This is a genomic window from Rathayibacter sp. AY1E2 (genome assembly GCF_002932325.1).
In the GTDB taxonomy this organism is placed as follows: domain Bacteria; phylum Actinomycetota; class Actinomycetes; order Actinomycetales; family Microbacteriaceae; genus Rathayibacter.
Genome location: NZ_PSVO01000024.1, coordinates 21,768 through 41,982, shown reverse-complemented (window position 1 = coordinate 41,982; position 20,215 = coordinate 21,768). Strand labels below are relative to the sequence as shown.

The window sequence follows — 20,215 nt, the reverse complement described above, 5'->3', positions numbered from 1 at the left end:
GGGCGCATGCCCGGTCCCGTGATCATCCCCGCCCCGCTCGCTCCGGGAACGCTCCGGATCATCCCCCTCGGCGGCCTCGGCGAGATCGGCCGCAACATGACCGTCTTCGAGATCGACGGCAGGCTCCTGGTCGTCGACTGCGGCGTGCTCTTCCCGGAGGAGGACCAGCCGGGCGTCGACCTGATCCTCCCGGACTTCACGCCCATCCGGGACCGGCTCGACGACATCGTCGGAGTGGTCCTCACCCACGGCCACGAGGACCACATCGGCGCCGTCCCCTACCTGCTCCGCCTGAAGCGCGACATCCCGCTGATCGGCTCCACCCTCACGCTCGCCCTCGTCGAGGCGAAGCTCAAGGAGCACCGGATCACGCCGTACACGCTCACGGTGAAGGAGGGCGACGTCGAGAACCTCGGGCCCTTCGAGCTCGAGTTCGTCGCCGTGAACCACTCGATCCCGGACGCGCTGGCCGTGTCGATCGTCACCGACGCGGGCTCGGTGCTGCACACCGGCGACTTCAAGATGGACCAGCTGCCGCTCGACGGCCGGATCACCGACCTGCGCGCCTTCGCCCGCCTCGGCGAGGAGGGTGTCGATCTGTTCATGGTCGACTCCACCAACGCCGACGTCCCCGGCTTCACGCCGAGCGAGCGCGACATCGGCCCGGTCATCGAGAGCGTCATGGCCAGGGCGACCCGCCGCGTCATCGTCGCGAGCTTCTCCAGCCACGTGCACCGGGTGCAGCAGGTGCTCGACGCGGCCCACGCCACGGGCCGCCGCGTGGCGCTGCTCGGCCGCTCCATGGTCCGCAACATGCGCATCGCCGCGGATCTCGGCTACCTGCACGTCCCTCCGGGAGTCCTGGTCGACATGAAGAAGTCGGGCGACGTCCCCGAGGACAGGATCGTCTACATGTCCACCGGGTCGCAGGGCGAGCCGATGGCCGTCCTCAGCCGGATGGCCAACCTCGATCACCAGATCGAGCCGGGGGAGGGCGACACCGTGATCCTCGCCTCCAGCCTCATCCCCGGCAACGAGAACGCGGTGTACCGGGTCATCAACGGGCTCACGCGGCTCGGAGCGACCGTCGTGCACAAGGGCAACGCGAAGGTGCACGTGTCCGGGCACGCCGCGGCCGGCGAGCTCCTCTACTGCTACAACATCCTCAAGCCGCTGAACGTGATGCCGGTGCACGGCGAGTACCGGCACCTGGTCGCGAACGCGCAGCTCGCGCGCGAGACCGGGATCGCGGAGGAGAACACGATCATCGCCGAGGACGGCACCGTGATCGACCTGCTCGACGGCAGGGCGACCGTCGTCGGACGGCTCGACCTGGGGTTCGTCTACGTCGACGGATCGTCGGTGGGCGAGATCACCGACGCCGACCTCAAGGACCGGCGGATCCTCGGCGAGGAGGGCTTCATCTCGATCATCGTGGTGGTCGAGGCGGGCACGGGGCGGATCGTCGTCGGCCCCGAGATCCACGCGAAGGGCTTCGCGGAGGACGACAGCGTCTTCGACGAGGTCAAGCCGCGGATCGCGGCCGCGCTCGAGGAGGCGGTGCGGAACGGGGCGAGCGACCAGCACGCGCTGTCGCAGGCCGTCCGTCGCGTCGTCGGCCGCTGGGTCAACACCTCCTACCGCCGCCGGCCCATGATCGTGCCGCTCGTCATCGAGGCCTGAGCCTCCCGGCCGGCGGCGGATCGGCGCCGGCCGTCGCGGCGCGGGTCACCGGCCCTGACGGGGGCGGCGGGTACGGTGGCCTCATGGCGACCAGTACCAAGACGACCTCGCGCGGGCGCGGCAGCGCGACTCCGCGCTCCGGCGCGCCGCGATCCGGCCGGGGCTCGGGCAAGGCGGCCGCCGAGACGAAGACGGTGGCCTTCGAGTCCGCCCCGCGCACCAACCCCGCCGTGCGGCTCTGGATGGCGCTGGCCCACCTCGCGGGCGGCGCCGCGCGCGCCCTCGGTCCCGAGCGGCTGGCGAAGGAGGAGCGCCGCGACGGCGTCCCCTTCCTGCTGCTGCTGCTGGCCGTCGCGGGCGCGGTCGTCGAGTGGTTCCTCGCGACCGACCCGGTCGCCCTGGTGCTCGACGCGTGGAGCTTCGGCGGCTTCTTCGGCCGTGTCGCCTACGTGCTGCCGGTCGTCCTGCTCCTCTTCTCCCTCTGGCTCTTCCGGCACCCCCGGTCCGTCGACGACAACGGACGGATCGGCGTGGGCGTCATCACGCTGCTCGTCGCCTCCGCCGGCATCTGCCACGCGCACCTCGGCCTGCCGCAGCCCGGCCAGGGCATCGAGACCATGGCGGCCGCGGGAGGCGTCCTCGGCTGGCTGGTAGGCGCTCCGCTCGCGGCGATCGCCACCGTCCCCGGCGCGACCGTGCTGCTGTCGCTCGTGATCCTGCTGTCGCTGTTCATCATCACCAAGACCCCGCCGAACCGCATCGGCGCGCGCTCGCGGGAGCTCTACGGCTACCTCTTCGGCGCCCCCGTGCTCGACGACGAGGAGCGCGCCCGCCTCAAGGCCGAGCGGGCCGCCGCCAAGGCCGCGGCGAAGGCGGAGGCCGAGCAGGAGGAGGACGCGCAGCAGGACGGCGGAGAGCTGCCCTGGTGGCGGCGCACCGAGTCCGGGCGCGAGGACGAGCCGACCGTGCAGACCGAGCTCCCGATCGACTCCTTCACCGAGGTGCTCGAGGGCACCGCGCCCGCCCGCGGCCGCGCGAAGGGCTTCGACACCGCGCTCGAGGAGCGCGACGACGAGGCCCACCCGCCGACCCGCTCCTACGCCACCGAGGTGCTGGCCGAGGCCGAGACCGCCGAGGCCGCGCTCGCCCGCTTTGAGCAGACGGGCGCTCCCCGCGGCGCGACCGGCGTGGTCGACGACGACGCGACCGAGGTCATCCGGCTCGACCGCCTCGACGTGGCGCCCGCCGTCCCGATCCCGCCCGTCATCGAGACCGGCCCGATCGCGCCCCTCGCCGAGGAGGACCCGACCGCCGGCTTCGACTCCTCGTTCGAGGACGACGCGCCGTACCGCCTCCCCTCGGCGGCCGCCCTCTCGACGGGCACGCCCTCCAAGGCGCGCTCGGCGGCCAACGACGAGATGGTCCGCGCCATCACCGAGGTGCTGCAGCAGTTCAACGTGGACGCGACGGTCACCGGCTTCTCCCGCGGCCCGACCGTCACCCGCTACGAGATCGAGCTCGGCCCCGGCGTCAAGGTCGAGCGCGTCACCGCGCTCAGCAAGAACCTCTCCTACGCCGTCGCCAGCAACGAGGTCCGGATCCTCTCCCCGATCCCGGGCAAGAGCGCGATCGGCGTCGAGATCCCCAACACGGACCGCGAGATCGTCTCGCTGGGCGACGTCCTCCGCTCGCCGGCCTCGACGACGTCCACGCACCCGATGACCATCGGCGTCGGGAAGGACGTCGAGGGCGGCTACGTCGTGGCGAACCTCGCCAAGATGCCGCACCTCCTGGTCGCCGGCTCCACCGGCTCCGGCAAGTCCAGCTTCGTCAACTCGATGATCACGAGCCTGCTGATGCGCGCGCGCCCGCAGGACGTGCGCATGGTCCTGATCGACCCCAAGCGCGTGGAGCTCACCATCTACGGCGGAGTGCCCCACCTGATCACTCCGATCATCACGAACCCCAAGAAGGCCGCCGAGGCGCTGCAGTGGGTCGTGAAGGAGATGGACATGCGCTACGACGACCTCGCGTCGTTCGGGTTCCGCCACATCGACGACTTCAACGCGGCCGTCCGCGCCGACGAGATCAAGCTCCCCGCGGGCAGCAGCCGCGTCCTCAAGCCGTACCCGTACCTCCTCGTGGTGGTCGACGAGCTCGCCGACCTGATGATGGTCGCCCCGCGCGACGTCGAGGACTCGATCGTGCGCATCACCCAGCTCGCGCGTGCCTCGGGTATCCACCTCGTGCTGGCCACGCAGCGGCCGAGCGTCGACGTGGTGACCGGCCTCATCAAGGCGAACGTGCCCAGCCGCCTCGCCTTCGCGGTGACCAGCGTGACCGACTCGCGGGTCATCCTCGACCAGCCGGGAGCCGACAAGCTCATCGGGCAGGGCGACGGCCTCTTCCTCCCCATGGGCACCAACAAGCCGATGCGCGTCCAGGGCGCTTGGGTCCGCGAGGACGAGATCGCGAAGGTCGTCGAGCACGTCACCCGTCAGGCGCAGCCCGAGTACCGCCAGGACATCACCGTGCAGGCGCAGCGCAAGGAGATCGACTCCGACATCGGGGACGACCTCGAGCTGCTGGTCGCGGCGGCCGAGCTCGTCGTCAGCACGCAGTTCGGCTCGACCTCGATGCTGCAGCGCAAGCTCCGCGTCGGCTTCGCCAAGGCCGGCCGGCTGATGGACCTGCTCGAGTCGCGCGAGGTCGTCGGCCCCTCCGAGGGGTCGAAGGCCCGCGACGTGCTGGTCACCGCCGAGCAGCTGCCGGGCGTCCTCGCGCGGATGCGCGGCGAGGACCCGGGCGAGGGGCCGGCCGCGCCGTCCTCGGTCGCCCCGGACCCGTACGCGGATCCGCTGGCCGAGCCGACGGGGCCCGCCGCCACCGACTACCACGACGACGACGAGGGGTCCGGCGAGGACGCCTGGACGCTGACGGGACGCGAGTGACCGTCCCGGTCGCCCGCACTGCGAGGAACGGCGGAGCACGATGACCCACCCCACCGCACCGGCTCCGGCCGCGTCGGGCAACTGGAACCTGCCGAACGCGATCACGGTCGTCCGGATCCTGCTGGCGCCCGTCTTCTTCTGGCTCCTGCTGGCCGACGGGGGGCAGGACGGCGGGATCCGGATCGCCGCGGCGCTCCTCTTCATCGTCGCGATCGCCACGGACGGCATCGACGGGCACATCGCCCGGAGCCGGGGCCTCGTGACCGATCTCGGCAAGCTCCTGGATCCGATCGCCGACAAGGTGCTGACCGGTGCGGCGCTCGTCGGGCTCTCGATCCTCGCGGAGCTGCCGTGGTGGGTGACGATCGTCATCCTGGTGCGTGAGATCGGCATCACCGTCTTCCGGATGGCCGTGCTCTCGGACCGGGTGATCCCGGCGTCACGGGGCGGCAAGCTCAAGACGATCGTGCAGTCGATCGCGATCTCCCTCGCTCTGCTGCCGCTCTGGGCCGTCCTCGGCGAGTGGGTCCACTGGCTGAACGGGATCACGATGACGGCCGCGGTGGTGCTCACGGTCGCCACCGGGATCGACTACCTCGCCGACGCCGCCCGCCAGAGCCGGGCCGCCCGGTCGACGCGGTGACGGCCGCGCAGCTGATCGCCGAGCTCCGGCGGCGGGGTGTCGACCTCGCCGTCGCGGAGTCGCTCACCGGCGGCGCGCTCAGCTCCGCCCTCGTGGAGGTGCCCGGCGCCTCCGCCGTGTACCGCGGGGGAGTGGTGAGCTATGCCACCGACCTCAAGGACCGACTCCTCGGGGTCGACGCGCGCGTCCTCGGCGAGCGGGGGCCCGTCGATCCCGGAGTCGCCGTGCAGATGGCGCGCGGAGCGTCCTCGCGGCTCGCAGCCGACGGGCGTCCGACGCTCGGCCTGGCGACGACGGGGGTCGCCGGTCCAGATCCGCAGGGGGATGCGGCCGTCGGCACCGTCTTCGTGGCGGCCGTCCTCGGCGAGGACGAGCTCGTCCGTGAGCACCGGTTCGACGGCGACCGCGCCGCGATCCGCGCCGCCTCGGTCGACGCGGCTCTCGCCCTCGGCGCGGAGCTGATCTCCCGCGGCGCATGAGGCGGATACCCAGCGAGGGCCCTCCGGGAATCGGAATGCGCCGCATTGCGGCCCGGTTACAACTGGTGTCGCTCACACGCAAAGTCCAGTCATCCGGTATTAGAGTCGACACCATACGAACCGGGTAGTGAACAGCTATCCGGTTCTCTCGTCCCAGCCCCCCGATCACCCGCTCCGGAGAACCTCCGGCGCTCGTGCTCGCGGTGCAGGTGCACGACATGCGGTTGACGTGGAGAAGGAGGGTCCAGTGGTTCTAGTTCGTCAGGAGATCGGCGATGTCCTCAGGGACTTTCGCCTGCAGAAAGGTCGTACGCTCCGTCAGGTGGCGAGCAAGGCGAGCGTTGCGCTCGGCTACCTGAGCGAGGTCGAACGCGGTCAGAAGGAGGCCTCCTCGGAGATCCTCGCCTCTGTCGCCGACGCCCTCGACACCCCCATCTCGGTGATCATGCGCGAGGTCGGCGATCGTCTCGCCGTCATCGAGGGCATCGACACCATCCCCGACACCATTCCGGCCGACATGGTCGCCGGCTTCGACGCGGACCTCGTCACGCAGTAGTCGGATCCCGTCCCCTCCACTCACCGCACCCGTTCCACGCGAAGGGCGCCCAGGCTCCGGCCGGGCGCCCTTCGGCGTTCCCGGGGGAGTGCGGCCTCCGGGCAGCGGCTACCGTGGACGCATGCGCTTGAGCGAGTTCCGGCAGCTGGTGGACGACGAGTTCGGCGGCGCCTACGCCCGTGTCCTGGTCTCGGACCTCGTGCTGACCGAGCTCGGGGGCCGCACCGCCGAGCGCGCCCTCGCGGACGGAGCGGAGCCGCGCGAGGTCTGGCTCGCCCTCTGCCGCGCCAACGACGTCCCGGAGGCCCGGTGGCACGGCGTGGATCCGCGGAAGCGCCACCGCTGACGCTCCCGTCGCCGAAGCCGTGTTCGACACGCCGATGGCTCGTGCTCGAATCCGTGTTCGAACGGGTCTAGGCTCCTCCACAGAAGCAGGATCGGCCCCGTCTCCACGGAGTCGCTCTCGCTCGGCCCCGATGTCGGTGGTCGGGCGTACCGTCGGAGACACCTGAACGGACCTGCTTCACCGCCTTGTCGCAGCCGGCCGGCACTGTCACTCCGACAGCCACCGGCATGTCGCGACAGCCTGTAGGCGACACCACCACGAACACGAGAGCGAGACGGCCATGCCCAGTTCCTCCGACCGCGAGAAGTCCCTCGAGACCGCACTCGCCCAGATCGACCGCCAGTTCGGCAAGGGCGCCGTCATGCGCCTCGGAAGCGACGACCGCGCTCCCGTCGAGGTGATCCAGACCGGTTCGATCGCGCTCGACGTCGCGCTCGGGATCGGCGGGCTCCCCCGCGGCCGCATCGTCGAGATCTACGGCCCCGAGTCCTCCGGAAAGACCACCCTCACGCTGCACGCGATCGCGAACGCGCAGCGCAACGGCGGCATCGCCGCCTTCATCGACGCGGAGCACGCGCTCGACCCCGAGTACGCCAAGAAGCTCGGCGTCGACATCGACTCCCTCCTCGTGTCGCAGCCCGACACCGGAGAGCAGGCGCTCGAGATCGCCGACATGCTCGTGCGCTCGGGCTCGATCGACCTCATCGTGATCGACTCCGTCGCGGCCCTCGTGCCGCGTGCCGAGATCGAGGGCGAGATGGGCGACTCCCACGTCGGCCTGCAGGCCCGCCTCATGTCCCAGGCGCTGCGCAAGCTGACCGGCGGACTGAACACCACGAACACCACGATGATCTTCATCAACCAGCTGCGCGAGAAGATCGGCGTCTTCTTCGGAAGCCCCGAGACCACGGCGGGCGGCAAGGCGCTCAAGTTCTACGCGTCGGTCCGCCTCGACATCCGCCGCATCGAGACGCTGAAGGACGGCACCGACGCGGTCGGCAACCGCACCCGCGTCAAGGTCGTGAAGAACAAGATGGCCCCGCCCTTCAAGCAGGCCGAGTTCGACATCCTCTACGGCGTCGGCATCTCCCGCGAGGGCAGCCTGATCGACTTCGGTGTCGAGCACGAGATCGTCCGCAAGTCGGGCGCCTGGTACACCTACGACGGCGACCAGCTCGGCCAGGGCAAGGAGAAGGCGCGCCAGTTCCTCATCGACAACCCCGATGTGGCCGCCGAGATCGAGAAGCGCATCCTGGTCAAGCTCGGCGTGATCGTCGACCCGAACGCGGCCGTCGAGGCCGCGCCGGTCGCGATCGAGACCAAGCAGCCCGTGCGCAAGGGCGCCTAGCCCGTGGCGGAGAAGGCCGCGGAGGGGGCGAAGGGCCGCCCCGTGGCCTTCCTGCCCTGGGTCGACCGGGGTGCGGCGGGCGACGAGGGCTGGGCTCCGGCGGCGCCGGACGCCGACGGGGCCGGGTCGCTTCCGGAGCCGTCCGGAGCCGGGACGCCGAGTACCAGTGCTCCCCGGACGGTCGCAGGAGAGTCGGGAGGCTCCGCCCTTGGCGGCGCCGCGTCTCCGGCCTCCGAGCGGATCGCCGAGCTCTCGGCTCACGTCGCCCGGCGTGCGCCGGCGTTCGTCGAGAAAGCGGACGACGAGGACGACGACGACGCGATCGCGATCCCGGAGGAGATCGATCCCGAGCAGGTCGCGGATCGGATCGTACGGGGGCTCTCCCGCAAGAGCCTCTCGGTCGCCGAGGTCGAGGCGCGCCTCTACACGGAGGGCGTCGCCGAAAAGGACGCCCTCGAGATCCTCGAGCGCTTCACGCGCTTCGGCTACCTCGACGACCTCCGCATGGCGGAGCAGCTGGTCGTCTCGCTCCGTGACCGCAAGAAGCTCGGCCGCTCCTCCATCCAGCAGGAGCTGCGCGCGCGGAAGATCGACCCCGAGGCGATCGCGTCAGCGCTGGACGAGCTGGACGGCGACGACGAGTACCGCACGGCGCTCGAGCTCGCGCGCAAGCGCCTGCCGAGCCTGCGCTCGCTCTCCGACGAGGTCGCCGAGCGCCGGCTCACGGGATTCCTCGCGCGCCGCGGCTACGCCGGCGGACTCGTGCAGCGCGTCGTCCGCGAGACGATCCGCAAGCCGGGGTCGAGCGTCCGCTTCCGCTGACACGGCGGGCCGGGAGCGGTCCGACCGGAGCGTAGAATCCCACACCATGAGCACGCTCGGTACCGCCCCGTCGCCCGTCGCCGAGACCCGGCCGAGGACCTACGAGGTCCGTACGTTCGGGTGCCAGATGAACGTGCACGACTCCGAGCGGCTGAGCGGTTCGCTCGAGGCGGCGGGCTACGTGTCCGCCGATGGAGCCGAGGCCGACGTCGTCGTGATCAACACCTGCGCGGTGCGCGAGAACGCCGACAACAAGCTCTACGGCAACCTCGGCCACCTCGCGTCGGTGAAGCGCCGACACGAGGGGATGCAGATCGCGGTCGGCGGCTGTCTCGCGCAGAAGGACAAGAACGTCATCCTCGACCGTGCCCCGTGGGTCGACGTGGTCTTCGGCACGCACAACATGGGCGCCCTCCCGAGCCTGCTCGAGCGCGCCCGCCACAACGACGAGGCGCAGCTCGAGATCCTCGAATCGCTCGATGTCTTCCCCTCCACGCTCCCCACGAAGCGCGACTCGACCTACAGCGGCTGGGTCTCGATCTCGGTCGGCTGCAACAACACCTGCACCTTCTGCATCGTCCCCTCGCTCCGCGGCAAGGAGAAGGACCGGCGTCCCGGCGACGTGCTCGCCGAGATCCAGGCGCTCGTGGACGACGGCGCGATCGAGGTCACCCTTCTCGGCCAGAACGTGAACTCCTACGGCGTCGAGTTCGGCGACCGCCAGGCGTTCTCGAAGCTGCTCCGCGCGGCGGGCACCATCGACGGGCTCGAGCGGATCCGCTTCACGAGCCCCCATCCCGCGGCCTTCACCGACGACGTGATCGACGCCATGGCCGAGACGCCGGCGGTGATGCCGCAGCTGCACATGCCGCTCCAGTCCGGCTCCGACCGCGTCCTCAAGGCAATGCGCCGCTCCTATCGCTCCGAGAAGTTCCTCGGGATCCTCGACCGGGTCCGCGATCGCATCCCGCACGCGGCGATCAGCACCGACATCATCGTGGGCTTCCCCGGCGAGACGGAGGCCGACTTCCAGGAGACCCTGCGGGTGGTCGAGGCGGCCCGCTTCGCCTCCGCCTTCACCTTCCAATACTCCATCCGGCCCGGCACCCCGGCCGCGACGCTGCCCGACCAGATCCCCAAGGCGGTCGTCCAGGAGCGTTACGAGCGGCTCGTCGCCCTGCAGGACGCGATCAGCGAGCAGGAGAACCGCACGGTCGTCGGCCGAGAGGTCGAGGTCCTCGTCGCGACCGGCGAGGGCCGCCGCGACACGGAGACGCACCGGCTGAGCGGACGCGCCGAGGACAGCCGTCTGGTGCACTTCGACGTGCCCGAGGGCTCCGAGCCGCCGCGTCCCGGAGACGTGGTCTCCGTCCGGGTCACCCGTGCCGCCCCCTTCTACCTCCTGGCGGATTCGCCCGACGGCGCGCCGCTCCGCATCCGCCGCACCCGCGCGGGCGACGCCTGGGACCGGGCGCAGACCGAGTCCTGCGGAGTTCCGGCCGCCCCGGGCGCGAGCGGGGCGCCCCGGGTCTCGCTGGGCCTGCCGTCGCTGCGCGTGCGCGACGCCGGCACGCTGACGACGCCGATCTACGACGCCCTCGATGGCGAGCGCTGAGACCGGAGCCCCCGATACCGCGCCGGAGCTCATCGCGGTCGTCGGCGCGACCGGCACGGGCAAGTCCGACCTCTCGCTCGAGCTCGCCGAGGCGATCCGGCAGGACGGCGGCGCCGCTGAGATCGTGAACGCCGACGCGATGCAGCTCTACCGCGGGATGGACATCGGCACCGCGAAGCTGCCCGCCGACGAGCGTCGGGGCGTCCCGCACCACCTGCTCGACGTCCTCGACGTGACGGAGGAGGCGTCGGTCGCCCGCTACCAGAGCGAGGCGCGGCGCGTGATCGAGAGCGTGCTGGCGCGCGGGGCGACGCCGATCCTCGTCGGGGGCTCCGGTCTGTACGTCTCCAGCGTCGTCTTCGAGTTCTCGTTCGCGGGCACCGACCCGGCCGTCCGGCGCCGGCTCGAGGAGACCGCCGAGCGGGAGGGCCTGGGCGCCCTCGTCGAGCGGTTGCGCCGGATCGACGCCGGAGTGGCCGAGCGGATCGGTCCGCACAACGCCCGGCGCATCGTCCGCGCGCTCGAGATCGCGGAGCTCACCGGCGGGAGCACGCACAGCGCGCTGATGTCCGACGAGCCGGTTCGGTGGCGCCCCGCCTCGATCCTGTTCCTCGAGGCTCCGCGGGAGGAGCTGGTGCAGCGCCTCGACCGGCGGGTGGAGCGGATGTGGGCGGCCGGGATGCTCGACGAGGTCGAGCGGCTCGTCCCCCTCGGCCTGGAGCGCGGCGTCACAGCCGGGCGGGCCATCGGGTACGCCCAGGCGCTCGCCCAGCGTGCCGGCGTCCTCCGCGAGGAGGAGGCGATCGCGGCGACGCAGGCGCTCACGCGCCGCTACGCACGTCGGCAGAACAGCTGGTTCCGGCGCTACGCCGGCGCCCACCGGCTCCCGTACGACGCGCCGGACCTGGTGTCGCGGGCGCACGCCGCCGCCCAGGCCGCCGCTCCCGCTCCTCGCTAGGCTGTGCGCCATGACGATCGAGCTGCACTTCACCAAGGGCCAGGGCACCGGCAACGACTTCGTGCTCTTCAGCGACCCGGACGGTGAGGTCGACCTCTCGCCCGCGCAGATCGCGATGATCTGCGACCGCCACTTCGGCGTCGGCGCCGACGGCGTCATCCGTGCCGTCCGCTCCCGCGCGATCCCGGAGGGCGCCGCGGCTCTGGCCGAGGAGAGCGAGGCGGAGTGGTTCATGGACTACCGCAACGCCGACGGCTCGATCGCCGAGATGTGCGGCAACGGCATCCGCGTCTACGCCGCGTTCCTGCTCGCGGGCGGCCTCGCGGCGCTCGAGCCCGGCGACACCCTGCCGATCGGCACCCGCGCCGGCGTCCGCGACGTCACCCGCAGCGGTGCCGGGTTCCAGGTCGACCTCGGCCGCTGGGAGCTGGCGGGCGGCGAGCCCCTGGTGCGGGCGAAGGAGCTCAAGGTCGCGCGCCCCGGTCTCGGGATCGACCTCGGCAATCCGCACGTGGTCGTCGCCCTCAGCAACGACGAGGAGCTCGACTCCGCCGACCTCTCCTACATCCCGCAGCTCGACCCGGAGCCCGAGGACGGCGCGAACGTCGAGTTCGTGGTTCCCGGCGAGCCGCTGGTCCACGACGGGATCGGGCGGATCCGGATGCGCGTGCACGAGCGCGGCAGCGGCGAGACCCTGAGCTGCGGCACGGGTGCCGCGGCGGCGGCACTGGCGGTGCGCTACTGGGCGGGAGCGCGCGCTCCGCAGGCCTGGCGCGTGGAGGTCCCGGGCGGCACGCTCGGCGTGACGATGTTCGCGGCGGAGGAGGGCGAGCACGTCGGACTCTCCGGCCCGGCCGACCTCGTCTTCACCGGGACGATCCGGATCGACTGAGGACCCGGTCAGGCCCGGCGGGTCGTCCGCAGCACGCGGAAGCCCTTCGCCGAGGAGACGCGCTCCACGTCGAGCCGCCCGGCGAACGCGGCGCCCAGCCAGGTCTGGAGCGAGTCGGAGCCGAGGTTGCGCTGCACGACGAGCCAGGCGTCCGCGCCCTCCTCGAGCCGCGGCAGCCAGCGCTCGAGCAGGAGGTGCAGCTCCTCCTTGCCGATGCGGATCGGCGGGTTCGACCACACGGTGCGGAAGCGGACGTCGTCGGGAACATCCTCGGGCAGCACGGCGTTGACATTGCGGACGCCGAGTTCCTCGCAGTTGCGACGGACCAGCTCGAGCGCCCGCTGGTTGACGTCGACCGCCCACACCCGGGCGTCGGGGGAGGCGAGGGCGAGCGCGAGGGCGATCGGGCCCCAGCCGCAGCCGAGGTCCAGCAGGTCCCCGTCAGCGGGGGCGTCGGGCACCGCGTCCAGCAGGACGCGTGTGCCGAGATCGACGTGACCGGGGCTGAACACCCCTCCTGCCGTCGTGACCTCGAGGTCGCGGCCGGCCAGGCGGGCCTGGATCCTGCGGGGCCGGAGGTCGCCGTCGGGAGTACTCGAGAAGTAGTGCTCGGCGGCCATGAGAAGTGAACCTATCAAGACCTGAGGAGTTAGTGTTATCCGGATGACGGAAGACCTGAACGAGACCGACACGACCGAGGCCGTGGACGTCGTCTCGAGGGTCCTGGCGAACGCGCAGTCGCGTTCGGCAGGGTACTCGCGCTTCGTCGCGGGTGGAGCCCAGGCGCTGCAGAGCGCCGGCCACGAGGGCGAGAACAGCGACGGCGAGCAGTTCGACCGCGACGACCGGCAGGCGCTGCGACGCGTCGCCGGCCTCTCGACCGAGCTCGAGGACGTCACGGAGGTCGAGTACCGCCAGCTGCGCCTGGAGAACGTCGTGCTCATCGGCGTGTACTCGCAGAATTCGCTGGAGGACGCGGAGAACTCGCTGCACGAGCTCGCCGCGCTCGCGGAGACGGCGGGAGCGACGGTCCTCGACGGCCTACTCCAGCGCCGCCCGCACCCCGATCCGAGCACCTACCTCGGCAAGGGCAAGGCCCAGGAGCTCGCGGGGCTCGTCGCGGCCCTCGGCGCGGACACGGTCGTCGCCGACACCGAGCTCGCACCGAGCCAGCGGCGTGCGCTGGAGGACGTGGTGAAGGTCAAGGTGATCGACCGCACCGCGGTGATCCTCGACATCTTCAGCCAGCACGCGAAGAGCCGTGAGGGCAAGGCGCAGGTCGAGCTCGCGCAGCTCGAGTACCTGCTCCCGCGACTGCGCGGCTGGGGCGAGTCCATGTCCCGCCAGGCCGGCGGCCAGGTGGGCGCGGGAGCCGGAATGGGCTCGCGCGGTCCGGGTGAGACGAAGATCGAGCTCGATCGTCGCCGCATCCACACCCGCATGGCGCGCCTGCGCAAGCAGATCACGGCGATGAAGCCCGCCCGCGAGGCCAAGCGCGCGAACCGCAAGCGCAACGCCGTCCCCTCGGTGGCGATCGCGGGGTACACGAACGCCGGCAAGTCGAGCCTGCTGAACCGGATGACGCACGCGGGCGTCCTCGTCGAGAACTCGCTCTTCGCGACCCTCGACGCCACCGTTCGCAAGGCCCAGACGAAGGACGGGCGCCTCTACACGCTCGCCGACACGGTCGGCTTCGTGCGAGCGCTTCCGCACCAGCTCGTCGAGGCCTTCCGGTCGACGCTCGAGGAGGTCGCGGACTCCGATGTGATCGTCCACGTCGTGGACGCCTCCCACCCCGATCCGGCCGGGCAGATCGCCACCGTGCGCGACGTGATCGGCGAGGTGGGCGCCCGCAGCATCCCCGAGATCATCGCCTTCAACAAGGCCGATCTGGTGGACGAGGGCACGCGGCTGGTGCTGCGCGGTCTCGCTCCCGACGCGGTCTTCGTGTCGGCGCGCAGCGGCGAGGGCATCGACGAGCTGGAGGCGCGGATCGCCGAGATCCTGCCCGAGCCGGACGTCGAGATCGACCTGCTCGTGCCGTACGACCGGGGCGACGTGATCTCGCATCTGCACCGCAGCGGCCGGATCCTGTCGACGCAGTACGTCGAGGGCGGCACCCACGTGGTCGCCCTCGTGCACGCCGAGCTGGCGGGCTCGCTCACCGAGTTCGCGGTTCCGCGCGCGGCCGTCCAGGCCTGATCGCCACCACCCGAGCGCCCGTCTCCCCGTCCGGGAGGCGGGCGCTCGGCGCATCCGGGAGGGGATGCGGCGTCCCGCACCACCGGCCGGCGGCGGCCGGAGGGTTCGGCGACGGGGTTTCGGCGGCCCTCCTCCGCCTTCCCGTGACCGCGACGGAGGGGCGCGCGCCCCGATCGCCGGTGCCCGTCGAACGCAGGAGGGGCCCGGCCGGCTGCACGCCGGTCGGGCCCCTCCTGCACGCCCGGTGTCAGACCGAGCGGAGGACCGCCACGATCTTCCCGAGCACCTCTGCCTCGTCGCCGAGGATCGGCTCGAAGTTGGAGTTGCGGGGCAGCAGCCAGGTGTGGCCGTCGCGCTGGCGCAGCACCTTGACGGTGGCCTCGCCGTCGAGCATGGCCGCCACGATCTCGCCGTTCTCGGCGGTGCGCTGCGAGCGGACCACGACCCAGTCGCCGTCGCAGATCGCGGCGTCGATCATCGACTCGCCGACGACCTTGAGCATGAAGAGCTCGCCCTTGCCGACGAGCTGCCGGGGAAGCGGGAACACCTCGTCGATCTGCTGGTCGGCCATGATCGGCACGCCCGCCGCGATGCGGCCGACGAGAGGGACCATCGCCGCGTCGCCGACCGTCGCGGTCGACTCGAACGACCCGTCGTCCTCCGTCGAGCTGGGGACGTCGATGAGGATCTCGAGGGCGCGGGGCCGGTTCGGGTCGCGGCGCAGGTAGCCGCTGAGCTCGAGCTGGTTGAGCTGGTGGGTGACGCTCGACAGCGAGGCGAGGCCGACCGCGTCGCCGATCTCGCGCATGCTCGGCGGGTAGCCGCGGCTCGACACCGAGCGCTGGATCGCGTCGAGGATCGCGAGCTGCTTGGCGCTCAGGCTCTTCCGGCGCCGGCCTGCGGCCGCCTTCGTCTTGGCGGCCGGGGTCCCGGCCCTCTGCGCGTCGCTCACGATGCTCCCTCTTCCCGGTGCGCACGCCGCGTGCGCGCCCGCCCGGTCGCGACCCGACAAGGAATGTCGGTGGTCGCTGCTCTACTACGACCAGGCTCTCGAAACTGTATCCGCCGGAACTCACGACTCGGAACATTCGTTCGAGTGTGTCGCGCGCCAGTCCGCCCGCGGATCAGCCGGAACGGTCCCTTGACCGCTCCGTCATTCGAAGATATGTTCGGTACAGGCGTTCGGGGCGGCCCTCCCGGCCGAGGGCCTCCCCGAATCCCTGTTGAAAGGAGCGATCCCATGACCGCACAGCTCACCTCCCGCCCGCTCCAGCGCTCGTCCGCGGCTCGGCCCGTCGAGGTCCTGCCGTCCGCTCCCGAGCCGATGAGCGCGTTCGGCGAAGCGCGGATCGTTCGCACCCGTCTGCGCCTCACGCGTCGCGGCGGCGCCGTGGTGGCCGCTCTGGGGGCCCTGCCGATCGTGGCGGGCGCCTTCGCCTTCGGGCTCAACGGCGGTGGAGCGGTCGCGTCGAGCGACGCCGCTGCGGTCGAGTTCCAGTACGTCACCGTTCACGCGGGCGAGTCGCTCTGGTCGCTCGCCGAGGAGCTCGCCCCGCAGGCGGACCCGCGCGACGTGGTCGACGACATCCTCTCCCTCAACCAGCTCTCGAGCGCGGGCGTCGAGCCCGGGCAGCGCCTCGCGGTCCCGGCCGAGTACGACACCGCTCGCTGAGCCGGGCTGCCCGGACGTCCGCGCCGGGTGCTTCGCTAACATTCCCTGGTGACGACTCTCGATGACCTGCCCCTCCGCGACGACCTCCGAGGCAGGCACCCGTACGGTGCACCCCAGGCGGTCGTGCCCGTCGCCCTCAACGTCAACGAGAACACCCACCCGGTCCCGGACGACGTGATCGCCGACATCGTCGGGCGGGTCACGGAGGCGCTGCGCACCGTCAACCGGTATCCCGACCGCGAGTTCCGAGAGCTTCGCGACTCCCTCGCCGGCTACCTCGGTCACGGGCTCACCGCGGACGGCGTGTGGGCTGCGAACGGATCGAACGAGGTGCTCCAGCACGTCCTTCAGGCGTTCGGCGGTCCCGGGCGCTCGCTGCTGGGGTTCGCGCCCACCTATTCGATGTACTCGATCCTCGCGTCGGGGAGCGGAACGGAGTGGATCCCCGCTCCGCGCGAGGCGGAGTTCGAGATCGGAGCCGAGTACGCCGCGGAGCAGGTGCGCCGGGCCCGGCCCGACATCGTCTTCCTCTGCGCTCCGAACAACCCGACCGGGACGCCGCTCGACCTCGCCGTGATCGAGGCGGTCTACGACGCGACCGACGGCATCGTCGTCGTCGACGAGGCGTACGCCGAGTTCGCGGGCAGGGGCGCGCCCACCGCGCTGAGCCTCCTCCCCGGGCGACCGCGCCTGCTCGTGTCCCGCACCATGAGCAAGGCCTTCGCCTTCGCCGGCGTCCGCCTGGGCTACCTCGCCGCCGACCCCGCGGTGATCGACGCGCTCCGCCTCGTCCGCCTCCCGTACCACCTGTCGGCCCTCACCCAGGCCGCCGCGACCGCCGCCCTCGCTCACGCCGACGAGATGCTCGCCATGGTCGGCGAGATCATCGTGCAGCGCGACCGGATGATCGACGGCCTGCGCGCCCTCGGCTACCGCCCGTACGCGACCGGCAGCAACTTCGTCCTCTTCGGCGGTGTCGCGGATCCGGCCGCCGTGTTCGAGGGCCTGCTCGCCCGCGGCGTCCTCATCCGCGACGTCGGCATCCCGAACCACCTCCGTGTCAGCGCCGGCACCGAGGAGGAGACGACCGCGTTCCTCGAGGCGCTCGCCTCCCTCCCCGCACCGTCGGCCGACGCCACAGTGGCGCTCTCGCGTGAGTGAGCTCCGCCCGGGGGCGGCGACGCGGCGCGAATAGACTGGGAGGCATGACCTCCCCGAGCGCCGCACCCGGGCGCACCGCCTCTCTCAGCCGTGCCACCAGCGAGTCGAGCATCGAGCTCTCCCTCGACCTCGACGGCACGGGCGTCGCCGATCTCGAGACCGGCGTGCCCTTCTTCGACCATCTGCTGACGGCGTTCGCGAAGCATTCGCTCACGGACCTGCGCGTCCGGGCCCGCGGCGACATCGAGATCGACATCCACCACACCGCGGAGGACATCGGCATCGTGCTCGGCACGGCCATCCGTCAGGCGCTCGGCGACAAGACCGGGATCTCCCGCTTCGGCGACGCGCTCGTCCCCCTCGACGAGGCGCTCGTGCAGGCCGTCGTCGATATCTCGGGGCGCCCCTACCTCGTGCACACCGGCGAGCCGGAGGGCTTCGCGCTGCACCTGATCGGCGGCCACTTCACCGGGTCGATGGTGCGCCACGTCTTCGAGGCGATCGCGTTCAACGCCGGCCTCACCGTGCACGTCACGGTGCTCGGCGGCAGGGACCCGCACCACATCGCCGAAGCGGAGTTCAAGGCGTTCGCCCGCGCCTTCCGTCAGGCCAAGGCCCTCGACCCGCTCGTCTCCGGCGTGCCGTCGACGAAGGGCGCGCTGTGAGCTCGGCCCGCCCCTCCGTCGTGGTCTACGACTACGGCTCGGGGAACGTGCACTCCGCCGTCAAGGCGCTCGAGCTCGCCGGGGCCGACGTCGAGCTGACGGGGGACCGGCAGCGGGCGCTGGAGGCGGACGGCCTCCTCGTGCCCGGCGTCGGCGCCTTCGACGCCGTGATGTCGGCGCTGACCCGCGCCCGCGGCGGCGAGATCATCGAGAAGCGCCTCGCCGGCGGGCGCCCCGTCCTGGGCATCTGCGTCGGGATGCAGGTGCTCTTCGAGCGCGGCGTCGAGCGCGGGGTCGAGAGCGAGGGCCTGGGCGAGTGGCCGGGGACGGTGGACCTCCTCCCGGCCGAGGTCGTCCCGCACATGGGCTGGAACACCGTCTCCGCTCCCGAGGGCTCGGTGCTCTTCGACGGCATCGCCGAGGAGCGCTTCTACTTCGTGCACTCCTATGGCGCCCGCGAGTGGTCGCTCGATGTCATGCCCCCGTTCCCGCGTCCCGCGGTCACCTGGGCCGATCACGGAGGCCCCTTCATCGCCGCGGTCGAGAACGGGCCGCTCTCGGCCACTCAGTTCCACCCCGAGAAGTCGGGGGCCGCCGGGCTCCGGCTGCTGGCCAATTGGCTGGGCACCCTCCGCACGAACTAGGATCGGCCGGTGGTCGGCGCCTCCAGGGGCCGGCACCGGCTCCGAGACTGAGGATGACGATGAGCGAGTTCACCAAGGCCCCGGGCCTGGTCCTCCTGCCCGCGATCGACGTGGCGGGCGGCAGGGCCGTGCGGCTCACGCAGGGCGAAGCCGGGACCGAGACCAACTACGGCGACCCGATCGACGCCGCGGGCGACTGGGCCGACCAGGGCGCGGAGTGGATCCACCTCGTCGACCTCGACGCCGCCTTCGGCCGCGGCGACAACCACGGCATCATGAAGAAGGTCATCCGGCAGGTGAAGGGCGTCAACGTCGAGCTCTCCGGCGGGATCCGCGACGACCGGAGCCTCGAGTCCGCGCTGAGCGCCGGCGCGAAGCGCATCAACCTCGGAACCGCGGCGCTCGAGAACCCCGAGTGGGCCGCGAGCGTCATCGCGCAGTACGGCGACCAGATCGCCGTCGGGCTCGACGTCCGCGGCACCACGCTCGCCGCGCGCGGCTGGACCAAGGAGGGCGGCGACCTCTGGCAGGTCCTCGACCGCCTGGAGGAGGCCGGCTGCACCCGCTACGTCGTCACCGATGTCACCAAGGACGGCACGCTCAAGGGCCCGAACCTCGAGCTCCTCGAGCAGGTCATGGCCCGCACCCACCGCCCCGTGATCGCCTCGGGCGGCATCTCGAACCTCGACGACATCGCCGCTCTTCGCGACCTCGTGCCCCAGGGCCTCGAGGGCGCGATCGTCGGCAAGGCGCTGTACGCGGGCGCGTTCACGCTCGCGGAGGCCCTGGATGTCGCATCCGAGTGAGCCCCGCCCGCTCCTGGCGCATCTGACCGACTCGGCCGGCACCCCCTGGGCGGGCCGGCGCTTCGAGCCGAGCGCAGCGCCGGAGGACGACGGAAGCGCCCCGAAGGCGCTGGTCGCCGCGCTCGAGTCCTTCGCCCGCGGCACTCGCGGCCCGGAGGCCGTGGTCGACGCGATCCGCACGTCCCGCCTGCTCATCCCGCTGGTCGCCCGCCTCGGCGAGGAGGCGGAGGGGGTCGGGGGACTCCGGGCGGACAAGACGCAGGAGCTCGCGATCGTCACGGTCGCCGGACCCGACGGCCGCACGGTGCTCCCCGTCTTCAGCGGCGTCGAGAGCATGCGCCGATGGGACCCGGCCGCCCGTCCCGTCCCGGTCGACGGGCGCCGTGCGGCCCTGGCGGCCGTCGCGGAGGGCACCGAGGTGATGGTCCTCGACCCCGCGTCCGAGCGGGAGTTCGCGGTTCGGCGCCCGGCGCTCTGGGCGATCGCGGAGGGCGGCGACTGGCGGCCGGCCCCCGCCGATGCGGAGGTGCTCCGGGCTCTGCGCGCGGCTGCGGAGGGGGAGCGGGCGGTCGCCTCGCTCGAGGTGCGCGCGGGAGACCCGCAGCAGCGCCTCGCGGGCCCCGAGCTCGTGGTGGTCCTGAGCCTGCGCCCGGGGCTCGATCAGGACGCGCTCGGCGCCCTCGTCGCGCGCCTGGGGGAGCGGTGGGCGGCCGACGAGACCGTCGCGCAGCGCGTCGACTCGATGACGCTGCAGCTCGCCGCCGCCCGCTGA

General features: G+C 72.0%; 20 protein-coding genes. 18 read left to right on the top strand and 2 right to left on the bottom strand.

The window, feature by feature from the left end; genetic code table 11:
* The first annotated feature begins 6 nt into the window (after positions 1 to 6).
* From C5C49_RS14490 to dapF, 11 genes are all read left to right on the top strand, one after another.
* Complete coding sequence (locus C5C49_RS14490) at positions 7 to 1,683, top strand: ribonuclease J (RefSeq protein ID WP_104224470.1); 1,677 nt, start codon at positions 7 to 9, stop codon at positions 1,681 to 1,683.
* A gap of 83 nt (positions 1,684 to 1,766) precedes the next feature.
* Positions 1,767 to 4,634, top strand: a complete 2,868-nt coding sequence (locus C5C49_RS14485) for a DNA translocase FtsK (RefSeq protein ID WP_104313490.1) — start codon at positions 1,767 to 1,769, stop codon at positions 4,632 to 4,634.
* Positions 4,635 to 4,674: 40 nt separating this feature from the next.
* The gene (gene pgsA / locus C5C49_RS14480; protein ID WP_104226303.1) at positions 4,675 to 5,277 is read left to right on the top strand and encodes a CDP-diacylglycerol--glycerol-3-phosphate 3-phosphatidyltransferase; all 603 of its coding nucleotides are present in this window, start codon (positions 4,675 to 4,677) and stop codon (positions 5,275 to 5,277) included.
* Positions 5,274 to 5,756 carry a CinA family protein gene (locus C5C49_RS14475; protein WP_104224473.1) on the top strand — a complete coding sequence of 161 codons (483 nt, stop codon included), beginning with the start codon at positions 5,274 to 5,276 and terminating at the stop codon, positions 5,754 to 5,756. Before pgsA ends, C5C49_RS14475 begins: the two co-directional genes overlap by 4 nt.
* 247 nt (positions 5,757 to 6,003) lie before the next feature.
* Positions 6,004 to 6,312 carry a helix-turn-helix domain-containing protein gene (locus tag C5C49_RS14470; RefSeq protein ID WP_068207524.1) on the top strand — a complete coding sequence of 103 codons (309 nt, stop codon included), beginning with the start codon at positions 6,004 to 6,006 and terminating at the stop codon, positions 6,310 to 6,312.
* A gap of 121 nt (positions 6,313 to 6,433) precedes the next feature.
* On the top strand, positions 6,434 to 6,658 hold the full coding sequence (locus C5C49_RS14465; protein ID WP_104224474.1) for a DUF3046 domain-containing protein: 225 nt from the start codon (positions 6,434 to 6,436) through the stop codon (positions 6,656 to 6,658).
* A 280-nt stretch (positions 6,659 to 6,938) separates the two neighbouring features.
* Positions 6,939 to 8,006 (top strand): recombinase RecA, encoded by a 1,068-nt coding sequence (gene recA / locus C5C49_RS14460; protein WP_104224475.1) that lies wholly within the window; start codon positions 6,939 to 6,941, stop codon positions 8,004 to 8,006.
* A gap of 42 nt (positions 8,007 to 8,048) precedes the next feature.
* Complete coding sequence (locus tag C5C49_RS14455; protein WP_181135786.1) at positions 8,049 to 8,828, top strand: regulatory protein RecX; 780 nt, start codon at positions 8,049 to 8,051, stop codon at positions 8,826 to 8,828.
* Positions 8,829 to 8,874: 46 nt separating this feature from the next.
* Positions 8,875 to 10,443 (top strand): tRNA (N6-isopentenyl adenosine(37)-C2)-methylthiotransferase MiaB, encoded by a 1,569-nt coding sequence (gene miaB, locus C5C49_RS14450; protein ID WP_104346420.1) that lies wholly within the window; start codon positions 8,875 to 8,877, stop codon positions 10,441 to 10,443.
* Complete coding sequence (miaA, locus tag C5C49_RS14445) at positions 10,430 to 11,401, top strand: tRNA (adenosine(37)-N6)-dimethylallyltransferase MiaA (RefSeq protein WP_104233272.1); 972 nt, start codon at positions 10,430 to 10,432, stop codon at positions 11,399 to 11,401. Before miaB ends, miaA begins: the two co-directional genes overlap by 14 nt.
* A 10-nt stretch (positions 11,402 to 11,411) precedes the next feature.
* Positions 11,412 to 12,293, top strand: a complete 882-nt coding sequence (gene dapF, locus C5C49_RS14440; protein WP_104226308.1) for a diaminopimelate epimerase — start codon at positions 11,412 to 11,414, stop codon at positions 12,291 to 12,293.
* 8 nt (positions 12,294 to 12,301) lie between these two features.
* Here the strand turns inward: dapF and C5C49_RS14435 are convergent, their stop codons facing one another.
* A complete protein-coding gene (locus C5C49_RS14435) occupies positions 12,302 to 12,913 on the bottom strand; it encodes a class I SAM-dependent methyltransferase (protein ID WP_104346419.1) in 612 nt (203 codons plus the stop codon).
* Positions 12,914 to 12,956: 43 nt separating this feature from the next.
* Here C5C49_RS14435 and hflX point away from each other — a divergent pair, with 43 nt between their 5' ends.
* Positions 12,957 to 14,495 carry a GTPase HflX gene (hflX, locus tag C5C49_RS14430; protein WP_104346418.1) on the top strand — a complete coding sequence of 513 codons (1,539 nt, stop codon included), beginning with the start codon at positions 12,957 to 12,959 and terminating at the stop codon, positions 14,493 to 14,495.
* Between the two features lie 247 nt (positions 14,496 to 14,742).
* Here the strand turns inward: hflX and lexA are convergent, their stop codons facing one another.
* Complete coding sequence (lexA, locus tag C5C49_RS14425) at positions 14,743 to 15,447, bottom strand: transcriptional repressor LexA (RefSeq protein ID WP_104224482.1); 705 nt, start codon at positions 15,445 to 15,447, stop codon at positions 14,743 to 14,745.
* 288 nt (positions 15,448 to 15,735) lie between these two features.
* On the opposite strand from lexA, the gene C5C49_RS14420 reads away from it, so the two are divergent.
* From C5C49_RS14420 to C5C49_RS14395, 6 genes are read left to right on the top strand one after another with little or no spacing between them, the layout of a single operon-like run.
* A complete protein-coding gene (locus C5C49_RS14420; protein WP_308471229.1) occupies positions 15,736 to 16,167 on the top strand; it encodes a LysM peptidoglycan-binding domain-containing protein in 432 nt (143 codons plus the stop codon).
* A gap of 48 nt (positions 16,168 to 16,215) precedes the next feature.
* Positions 16,216 to 17,328: a histidinol-phosphate transaminase gene (locus tag C5C49_RS14415; RefSeq protein ID WP_181073454.1), complete on the top strand. Its 1,113-nt coding sequence runs from the start codon at positions 16,216 to 16,218 to the stop codon at positions 17,326 to 17,328.
* A 44-nt stretch (positions 17,329 to 17,372) separates the two neighbouring features.
* Positions 17,373 to 17,993 (top strand): imidazoleglycerol-phosphate dehydratase HisB, encoded by a 621-nt coding sequence (gene hisB, locus C5C49_RS14410; RefSeq protein ID WP_104346417.1) that lies wholly within the window; start codon positions 17,373 to 17,375, stop codon positions 17,991 to 17,993.
* Positions 17,990 to 18,637: an imidazole glycerol phosphate synthase subunit HisH gene (gene hisH / locus C5C49_RS14405; protein ID WP_104224485.1), complete on the top strand. Its 648-nt coding sequence runs from the start codon at positions 17,990 to 17,992 to the stop codon at positions 18,635 to 18,637. Before hisB ends, hisH begins: the two co-directional genes overlap by 4 nt.
* Positions 18,638 to 18,696: 59 nt before the next feature.
* Positions 18,697 to 19,443: a bifunctional 1-(5-phosphoribosyl)-5-((5-phosphoribosylamino)methylideneamino)imidazole-4-carboxamide isomerase/phosphoribosylanthranilate isomerase PriA gene (gene priA, locus C5C49_RS14400; protein ID WP_104224506.1), complete on the top strand. Its 747-nt coding sequence runs from the start codon at positions 18,697 to 18,699 to the stop codon at positions 19,441 to 19,443.
* Positions 19,427 to 20,215: an SseB family protein gene (locus C5C49_RS14395; RefSeq protein ID WP_104346416.1), complete on the top strand. Its 789-nt coding sequence runs from the start codon at positions 19,427 to 19,429 to the stop codon at positions 20,213 to 20,215. Before priA ends, C5C49_RS14395 begins: the two co-directional genes overlap by 17 nt.

Coding starts and splice junctions, on each gene's coding strand:
- C5C49_RS14490 (WP_104224470.1), top strand. CDS start 7: ATGCCCGGTCCCGTGATCATCCCCGCCCCGCTCGCTCCGGGAACGCTC.
- C5C49_RS14485 (WP_104313490.1), top strand. CDS start 1,767: ATGGCGACCAGTACCAAGACGACCTCGCGCGGGCGCGGCAGCGCGACT.
- pgsA (WP_104226303.1), top strand. CDS start 4,675: ATGACCCACCCCACCGCACCGGCTCCGGCCGCGTCGGGCAACTGGAAC.
- C5C49_RS14465 (WP_104224474.1), top strand. CDS start 6,434: ATGCGCTTGAGCGAGTTCCGGCAGCTGGTGGACGACGAGTTCGGCGGC.
- recA (WP_104224475.1), top strand. CDS start 6,939: ATGCCCAGTTCCTCCGACCGCGAGAAGTCCCTCGAGACCGCACTCGCC.
- miaB (WP_104346420.1), top strand. CDS start 8,875: ATGAGCACGCTCGGTACCGCCCCGTCGCCCGTCGCCGAGACCCGGCCG.
- miaA (WP_104233272.1), top strand. CDS start 10,430: ATGGCGAGCGCTGAGACCGGAGCCCCCGATACCGCGCCGGAGCTCATC.
- dapF (WP_104226308.1), top strand. CDS start 11,412: ATGACGATCGAGCTGCACTTCACCAAGGGCCAGGGCACCGGCAACGAC.
- C5C49_RS14435 (WP_104346419.1), bottom strand. CDS start 12,913: ATGGCCGCCGAGCACTACTTCTCGAGTACTCCCGACGGCGACCTCCGG.
- hflX (WP_104346418.1), top strand. CDS start 12,957: ATGACGGAAGACCTGAACGAGACCGACACGACCGAGGCCGTGGACGTC.
- C5C49_RS14420 (WP_308471229.1), top strand. CDS start 15,736: ATGACCGCACAGCTCACCTCCCGCCCGCTCCAGCGCTCGTCCGCGGCT.
- hisB (WP_104346417.1), top strand. CDS start 17,373: ATGACCTCCCCGAGCGCCGCACCCGGGCGCACCGCCTCTCTCAGCCGT.
- priA (WP_104224506.1), top strand. CDS start 18,697: ATGAGCGAGTTCACCAAGGCCCCGGGCCTGGTCCTCCTGCCCGCGATC.
- C5C49_RS14395 (WP_104346416.1), top strand. CDS start 19,427: ATGTCGCATCCGAGTGAGCCCCGCCCGCTCCTGGCGCATCTGACCGAC.